Origin of the sequence: Paenarthrobacter sp. NPDC091711 (assembly GCF_044756605.1) — a bacterium.
Lineage (GTDB): Bacteria > Actinomycetota > Actinomycetes > Actinomycetales > Micrococcaceae > Arthrobacter.
Window position 1 is genome coordinate 1 of record NZ_JBIVTF010000030.1, and the last position, 7,682, is coordinate 7,682.

Sequence of the window (7,682 nt, forward strand, 5' to 3'; positions counted from 1 at the left end):
ACTCAACGACAGACCCCGCCAACGATTCGACTTCTGCACCCCCAATGAGATGATCAGAACCTTCCTGTTGCGATAACCGCTAGAAACCGCCAGCTGAGAACGACCTCAACTGCTACCTACTTGGGATGGGGTGCGAAACTCACTGTGCCTTTGCATGGGAACACCGGCAAACGCTATGCACTTGTCCATAACGATTGAGCGGGGAGTTTCATAGGGTTGAGGAGATCTGCTTCACATAACGCCCCCGATCTACCCAAGGATGAGTTTCAACGATGAAGAGCATCGCCCTCCTGCGCGAACGAGCCACCCGCGTCATGCCTACCGGTTCCCACTGCCCGGCGTCGGGCCTGTGGAGCCCGGACTCCGATCCTGATGCCGTCCAGGTCTTCGCCGAGGGCCATGTCCTGCCGGCCCACGAGGGCGTACCCACCGTATGGCGGCGCCGCACTGCCGCTGAAGTATCGGCATGACCAGCACCATCCTGAACAGGCCCGCCGATTACCGCCACGTTCCGGCTTCGGAGTGGACAGAGCTCAGCTCCGGTGATCCGGTGTGGATCTACGACGTCGCGTGGGGCGCCGGCACTGGCCGCGTTGATGACGTTTCCAAGCACCAGGAACTGCTCTGGGTGATTCTGGAACCAACAGGCCGCCGACTGATCTGCGGAACCGACGACGTCGAGGTCTGGACCGCCTGAATAGACTCGCCGAGGTGGCATTTAATACCAATGTCTGAGCGGATCATACGTATTAAGTGCCACCTCGGCGGTAATTAAACGGCGGGAATCAGCACGCTGGGCGAGCCCGTCTCCACCCGGCTGACGGGGCCCTCGGGCAACCCGGTTTCGGGGTCAAGCCTGAAACTCACGACGTCGTCAGAACCTTCGTTGGCCACGTACAGCCAGCCTTCGCGGACCATATGATGGCGCGGCCACTCGCCGCCGCACGGCACCTCTGCCACGGGCTCCAGCTCAGTCCCGCCGTTGGACACTTTCAACACGCAGATGCGGTTGGAACCCCGCACGCCCACGTACGCGAACCGACCATCCGGGGACAACGCAATCTCCGCGCCGGAGTCGCCGTCCTTGGCGCCTGTGGCACTGGCCGGAACCATGCTTGCCAGCTCATACGTGCCGTCCGGTTCCATCCGAAGCACGGCAACTTCCACCGAGTATTCGGTGTCCACCAGCACAGTTCCGCTGTGATGCCGGGCCATGTGCCGCGGGCCGGAGCCCTTGTGCAGGATCACCTGGTGATCCAGCTGCAGGCCTTCACCCCGCGCGTACTGCCACACACGGACCAGGTCTTGCCCCAGGTCCGTGGTCATGACGCGGCCATCGGGCAGCATCAGGCTTGAGTGCGCGCGGCTTGGCCGCGGCTCGTCCGGAGACGTTGCACTGTGGGGGTCGACGGCGGCTGCCGCACTGGCGCGCGAGGTGATGGCGCCGTCGTCGTCCAGTTCATACAGGATGACCTGACCATCGCCCCAACACGTGGCAACTATGAAACGGCCCAGCGGATCGGCGGCCACGTGGCAGGTAGCCTCACCCGCCGGCCAAGGATCGCCGAAGGCCTCCAGTTCAACGTCGCCCGTCCGGCGATACGCACGCACGGTCTTACCTTCTTCTGCAACGGCGTAGACCACCGGGAGCGTCGGGTGCAGTGCAAGGAACGACGGCGAATTGGCGGTGACGGCCAAGCCGAGGGAGCTGAGTTGGCCGTCTTCGTCCGCGGCAAGGGCCGTGACGCCCTTGCCGTTCCCATCCCTGTCAGCGGTGTAGCAGCCAACCCAGATCAGTGCCGCCACGGTCAGTGCCCCTGAACGTCGGAGTCAACGCCTGCGTCAGGTCCGCCGTCGAGCGTTTGCAGTTTGGCGAGATCTTCCTGGTCCAGTTCGAAGTCGAAGACGTTCAGGTTCTCCTTCATTCGCTGTGGATTCGCGGTTTTGGGTATGGCCACCAAGCCTTGCTGGATGTGCCATCGGAGCACCACCTGGCCCGGCGTCTTTCCGTACTTCTCGCCAATGCCGGCAAGTACTGGAGCGTTCAACAGATCGCTGCTGGCACCCAGTGGACTGTAGGACTCCGTGACGATGCCGTTCGCTTCGTTGAAAGCCCTGGCAGCAGAGCGCGGGATGGACGGGCTGACCTGAATCTGGTTGATGGCCGGAACCACATCCGTTTCGCGCAACAGTTGGTCCAGGTGGGCCGGCTTGAAGTTGGAAACCCCGATTGAGCGCGCTTTGCCCGAGGCCTGCAATTCCTCGAAGGTCTTCCATGTGGACACAAACTCACCGCGGCGGGGGAGGGGCCAGTGGATCAGCAACAGGTCAACATACTCCAGCCCCAAGCGTTCCAAGGAGCCATCGAGTCCGGCAACAGCCTTGCCTGAACCTTGGAATTCGCCGTCCAGCTTGGTGGTGATGAAGAGCTCTTCGCGGTTCACCCCGCAGGTACGGATGCCGTTGCCCACGCCCCTCTCATTGCCGTACTTCTTTGCAGTGTCCACGTGCCGGTAACCGTGCGACACAGCCTCCACCACGGCATCGGCAACCTGGGCATCATTCAACGGCCACGTACCTAGTCCCAATTGCGGGATCTTATGGCCGTCGTTGAGTTCAATGAGCGGGGCAAATGTCACGGGCGCACATTCCTTTCGTAAAGCCGATCGCATAGCTCCATATAGTCCTCTTTAACCACCTGGAGCTCAGGATGCTGATCATGCCATGCCACGATCTCCCGCGCACCGTCCGCGAACGGAATCGTGGCCGTATAGTCAGGGACGAGTGCCTTGATTTTGGAGTTGTCGAACACCACGGAGTGCGAGCGGTCGCCCAGCAGATTGGGGCCGAGCTCAGGGCTGTGGGCGGCGATGGTCTCCGAGGAAACGTGGAACAATTCCGGTTGGTCCACCCCGGCCGCCCGGGCAAACAGGCGGTAGATCTGATTCCAAGGAAGGAACTCGTCCGAGGTGATGGTGTAGCTCTCACCCACAGCCTGCGGCCTGCCCAGCAGAGCAACAAAGGCTTTGGCAAAGTCCCGGCTGTGAGTCAACGTCCACAACGAGGTACCGTCACCGTGCACCATGATCGGCATCCCGGCACGCATCCGGTGGATGTCCGTCCACCCGCCCACCATCGCAATCTTGGTCCGATCATAGGTGTGGGAAGGCCGAACCACGGTCACCGGGAAGTCCAACTCACGGTAAGCCTCGAACAAGAGCTCCTCGCAGGCGATCTTGTCCCGCGAGTATTGCCAGAACGGGTTCTTCAGCGGGGTCGATTCCCGGATAGGCAGAGTTGTGGGCGGTTTCTGGTACGCCGATGCTGAACTGATGAAGACGTACTGACCTGTCCGCCCGCGGAACATTTCCACGCCGGCCCGCGCCTGATCCGGGGTGTAGGAGATAAAGTCCGCAACGGCGTCGAACTCTCTTCCTTGAAGTACCTCCCGCACGGCAGCGGCATCGCGGATGTCCGCATGGAGGACCTCGGCGCCATCCGGGACAGGCCGCCCGGCTGACCGTCCCCTGGTGAGGATGGTCAGCCGGTGGCCCAGTGCGACGGCGCGTTCAACCGCCGCCGCACTGATGACCCCGGTCCCGCCAATGAACAGGATGTTCCGTGGCGAGACGGTGTCGGCTGCTTTTCCAAGGCTGCCGGGGAGGAGGGTGCTCACCAGGCGTAGTCTTCGGGAGCCGGGCGGTGGCCCGGGAAGATGTCGTCGAGCCGCTTAAGGGCGTCCTCATTAAGGGACACGTCCAGGGCGCGGATGGCAGCGTCCAACTGCTCCTGGGTACGCGGCCCAACAATCGGAGCAGTTACTGCAGGGTGGTGGAGCAACCAAGCAAGCGCCACATCGCCGGGCTTGTGGCCAAGTTCGTCCGCGAAATCCTCATACTGACGGATCTGGTCCTCGTGCTTGCGGAGCGTCTCCAAGGCGCGGCCCTCAGCGCGCCGGACTCCCTGCTCTTCCTTCTTCAGCACGCCACCCAACAGCCCGCCCTGAAGCGGAGACCAAGGAATCAGGCCCAATCCGTAGTTCTGCGCTGCCGGGATGACCTCGAGCTCCACTTCACGCCGGAACAGGTTGTAGATGGACTGCTCGCTGACCAGCCCGGTGTAGTTGCGCTTGCGGGCGGCTTCCTGCGCCTGCGCAATGTGCCAGCCGGCAAAGTTGCTGCTGCCCGAGTACAGGATCTTGCCCTGCTGGACGCCAACCTCGATTGCCTGCCAAATCTCATCCCACGGCGTATCGCGATCGATGTGGTGGAACTGGTAGATGTCGATGTAGTCCGTCTGCAGCCGCTTCAGGCTCGCATCGAGTGCCCGGCGGATATTGAGTGCCGACAACTTGGACTCGTTGGGACGGTCCGTCATGGTGCCGTACAACTTGGTGGCAAGCACCGTACGTTCGCGGCGTTCGCCGCCCTTCGCGAACCAGCGGCCGATGATTTCCTCGGTCCAGCCGCGGTGCTCGGTGCCGCCATAAACGTTGGCGGTATCAAAGAAATTGATGCCGGATTCCAGTGCGGAATCCATGATGGAGTGTGCCGTTGCCTCGTCGGTTTGCGGGCCGAAGTTCATGGTGCCCAGGCAAAGACGGGAAACTTTCAGGCCGGAACGGCCCAGGTGGGTGTACTGCATGTGGTTGAGTCCTTTGCTTTGTTCGTGGGGCTTTAGAGCTGGGTAAAAGCTGCGACGGCGGGATCGGAACCGATGCGGGCACCCGCCTCGAGTGCCGTGATGGCCGCAAGTTCAGATTCGGTGAGAGTGAGGTCAGCTGCGCCGAAGTTCTCTCGCATCCTCTTCGAGTCCGCGGACTTGGGGATCACGATGGTCCCCTGGGCGAGGTGCCAGGCCAGGATTACCTGTGCAGGAGTAGTGCCGTGGGCGGCGGCCACAAGGGCCACTTGCTCCGCGTTCAGGTCCTTGCCCTGCCCCAACGGGCTGTACGCCTCCACGGCGATGCCCAGGTCGCGGCACTTGTTGGCCAGCTCGGCCTGCTGGAACGTCGGGTGGACTTCGATCTGATTGACGGCCGGAACCACCTCCGCTTCCTTGAGCAGCGTGTCCACGTGGTCCTGGAGGAAGTTGGAGATGCCGATAGCGCGGATCTGCTTGTCCTGGTGCAGCTTCTCCATCTCCTTCCACGCCTGGGTGAAAAGGCCCTGTGACGGGACAGGCCAGTGGATGAGGTACAAGTCAATGACCTCCAGGCCCAGGGCATCGCGGCTGCGCTGGAAGGCGTCATGGGCTTCGCCCTGCTCGCCGTTACGGAGCTTGGTGGTGATGAAGAGTTCTTCCCGCGGAATGCCTGAGGCCGCAATCGCAGCGCCGACCCCGGCCTCGTTGCGGTACGCAGCCGCGGTGTCGATGTGGCGGTAGCCGGCTTCCAAGGCGTCTTCCACCACCTTCTGCGTTTCGTCGGCAGGTACTTGGAAGACACCGAATCCAAGCTGGGGGATGGTGACGCCGTTATTCAATGTCAGCTCTGGCATGACGGTCTCCTTCGACGGGATGGCTTTGTCCGGGGCGCTCCACGCTTCCGATACTCAGAAAGCGTTTTCGGAGGCTCTGTACCGAGCCTATTCACTTTTGGCGGCAGAGTCAGCAACCCAGCGTGATCCTGTTTTTCCTAGGTCTGGTAGTCCTACCCACAACGGTGGCCTTTCACGCGCCTCGAACGGCAGAATGGGCAGATGGGTCAAAGCGCCGAGTTCGGTAAATTCCTCAAAATCATGCGTGCCCGCCTCTCGCCCGAGGACGCCGGAGCGCAGGAGAACAGTGGTGCCCGCAGGGTACCCGGACTCCGCCGCGAAGAAGTGGCCCGGCTCTCCGGAGTGAGCACCGACTACTACACACGTCTGGAGCAGGGCCGCAACATCCATCCGTCCAAGGCCGTCCTCGACTCTGTGGCCCGCGCACTACGCCTGGACGCGGGGGAACAGGCACACATGATGGACCTGCTGGAGCACTGCGCCAGTTCCGCAGGCAGCGCCGGCCTGGCACAAAACGCGGTACAAAAAGTGAGGCCAGCACTCCGGCAGTTGCTCGACGCCGTTGGTGATGTTCCGGCCATGGTGTTGGGGCGGCGTGCGGATGTGCTGGCCGGAAACCGGATGGCACACCTGCTCTTCACCGATTTCGCATCGCTTCCCGCACCGGAGCGCAACCTCACGCGATGGATCATCTTGGACCCCCTGGCCGGGGCGCTCTTCAGGGATTGGAAGACCGTGGCTGCTGAAGCTGTGGGTGCCCTGCGCATGGACGTGGGCCGGCACCCCAACGATCCTCAAACCAATCAACTGGTGGGTGAGCTCGCCGTCCACAGCGAACACTTCCGTCAATGGTGGGCCGGCCATAGGGTTGCCACCCGATCCGCGGGCACCGTCCGGTTGCACCACCCGGTGGTGGGGGACCTCGAACTGAACTTTGAAACCCTGAGTCTCCCGGACGACCCCGACCAGCTGCTGAGGATCTATTCCGCGAGGGCCGGCTCGCCGTCGTCGGACGCTTTGACGCTGTTGAACTTCGGCGACGTCAGCGCCCAAGTCCCCGAACCCGAACCCGCCCGCGGAGAGGACAGTTAATGCCAATGTTCCGCGGGAACACTGGCATTAACTGGCAACTCGCGTAGGGGTGATCAGCGCTGGGGCTGATCAGCGCCCGGGCTGTTCAGCGCTCCAGGCGGAACCCGAGTTTGATGGTGACCTGCCAGTCGGCTACTGCGCCGTCCTCGAGGTGGCCGCGGATTTCCTTGACCTCAAACCAGTCCAGGTTCCGCAGGGTCTCGGAGGCCGTTGCGATGCCGTTCTTGATCGCATCGTCAACGCCTTCGGTGGAAGTTCCTACAATTTCGGAAACGCTATATGTGTGGCCGGCCATGGTGCTCCTCATCAACGTCATACGAATCTCTGGACAAGAAAATCAGGCCCGCCAGGCAGGCCGTCCATGCAGACTAGCCCACGGATCACCGTGCGGCCAGAGGCTGCGGGGGCCACCCCTACCCAGTGATTCCAGCCGTAAACACTCCCGGTCCAAAGGGATCATCCCGGCGGATGGTGATGGAGTGTAGATTTCTAGCAGCAGCACCCAGTGAATCCCCACAACCAGGAGTACACATGTCAGAAGTTATTGTGGTCGGCGTTGACAGCAGCGAGACGGCCAAGCGCGCAGCAGTGGCAGCAGCGAAGCTCGCCACCGCACTCGGCGCCGAACTGCACGTGATCAGCGGCTTCTCCGATGACCGCATTGAAGAATTCGGCAGCGGCAGCGACCGCATCACCGTCTCCTCGGCGGATTCCGCTGAATATGTGGCCCGCAAGGTCTCCGAAGAGCTGGACGTCCCCGCCGGCAACATCAAGTACTTCGCTGCCCGCGGTACCCCGGCCAACGCCCTGATCAACTACGCCGAGACCAACAACGCCTCGCTGATCGTTGTGGGCAACAAGCGCATGAAGGGCCTCGGCCGCGTCCTGGGCAGCATCGCCAACAGCGTGGCCCACGGCGCTCCGTGCGACGTGTACATCGTGAACACGGACGTGGACGCATAACCAACCCATGTAGGTAGCAGCACAGGCCGTTATGAGGGGGCGGTTTCTAGCGGTTATCGCAACAGGAAGGTTCTGATCATCTCATTGGGGGTGCAGAAGTCGAATCGTTGGCGGGGTCTGTCGTTGAGT

General features: G+C 62.3%; 10 protein-coding genes. 4 read left to right on the plus strand and 6 right to left on the minus strand.

Features of this window, described 5'->3' with window-relative positions; genetic code table 11:
- Positions 1-272 precede the first annotated feature (272 nt).
- Both ACIQH5_RS22330 and ACIQH5_RS22335 read left to right on the plus strand, forming a co-directional pair.
- Positions 273-470, plus strand: coding sequence for a hypothetical protein (locus tag ACIQH5_RS22330; RefSeq protein ID WP_159735905.1), 198 nt, complete (start codon positions 273-275; stop codon positions 468-470).
- Entirely contained in the window at positions 467-697 is a 231-nt protein-coding gene (locus ACIQH5_RS22335; RefSeq protein ID WP_400407811.1) for a hypothetical protein, read from the plus strand. The genes ACIQH5_RS22330 and ACIQH5_RS22335 overlap by 4 nt, the downstream gene beginning before the upstream one ends.
- 74 nt (positions 698-771) lie before the next feature.
- Here ACIQH5_RS22335 and ACIQH5_RS22340 read toward each other — a convergent pair whose 3' ends face one another.
- Genes ACIQH5_RS22340 through ACIQH5_RS22360 form a run of 5 tightly spaced genes read right to left on the minus strand, consistent with a single transcriptional unit; the run spans position 772 to position 5,498 of the window.
- Positions 772-1,794: a lactonase family protein gene (locus ACIQH5_RS22340; protein ID WP_400407828.1), complete on the minus strand. Its 1,023-nt coding sequence runs from the start codon at positions 1,792-1,794 to the stop codon at positions 772-774.
- Positions 1,795-1,808: 14 nt separating this feature from the next.
- A complete protein-coding gene (locus ACIQH5_RS22345) occupies positions 1,809-2,639 on the minus strand; it encodes an aldo/keto reductase (RefSeq protein ID WP_400407814.1) in 831 nt (276 codons plus the stop codon).
- A complete protein-coding gene (locus tag ACIQH5_RS22350; RefSeq protein ID WP_400407816.1) occupies positions 2,636-3,676 on the minus strand; it encodes an SDR family oxidoreductase in 1,041 nt (346 codons plus the stop codon). The genes ACIQH5_RS22345 and ACIQH5_RS22350 overlap by 4 nt, the downstream gene beginning before the upstream one ends.
- Complete coding sequence (locus ACIQH5_RS22355) at positions 3,673-4,644, minus strand: aldo/keto reductase (RefSeq protein ID WP_400407819.1); 972 nt, start codon at positions 4,642-4,644, stop codon at positions 3,673-3,675. Before ACIQH5_RS22355 ends, ACIQH5_RS22350 begins: the two co-directional genes overlap by 4 nt.
- A gap of 32 nt (positions 4,645-4,676) precedes the next feature.
- Positions 4,677-5,498, minus strand: a complete 822-nt coding sequence (locus ACIQH5_RS22360; RefSeq protein WP_400407821.1) for an aldo/keto reductase — start codon at positions 5,496-5,498, stop codon at positions 4,677-4,679.
- A gap of 201 nt (positions 5,499-5,699) precedes the next feature.
- On the opposite strand from ACIQH5_RS22360, the gene ACIQH5_RS22365 reads away from it, so the two are divergent.
- Positions 5,700-6,590 carry a helix-turn-helix transcriptional regulator gene (locus tag ACIQH5_RS22365; protein WP_400407823.1) on the plus strand — a complete coding sequence of 297 codons (891 nt, stop codon included), beginning with the start codon at positions 5,700-5,702 and terminating at the stop codon, positions 6,588-6,590.
- An 85-nt stretch (positions 6,591-6,675) separates the two neighbouring features.
- Here the strand turns inward: ACIQH5_RS22365 and ACIQH5_RS22370 are convergent, their stop codons facing one another.
- A complete protein-coding gene (locus tag ACIQH5_RS22370) occupies positions 6,676-6,885 on the minus strand; it encodes a dodecin (protein WP_026541717.1) in 210 nt (69 codons plus the stop codon).
- Positions 6,886-7,121: 236 nt separating this feature from the next.
- Here ACIQH5_RS22370 and ACIQH5_RS22375 point away from each other — a divergent pair, with 236 nt between their 5' ends.
- A complete protein-coding gene (locus ACIQH5_RS22375; RefSeq protein WP_054808808.1) occupies positions 7,122-7,553 on the plus strand; it encodes a universal stress protein in 432 nt (143 codons plus the stop codon).
- The last annotated feature ends 129 nt before the right edge of the window (positions 7,554-7,682 follow it).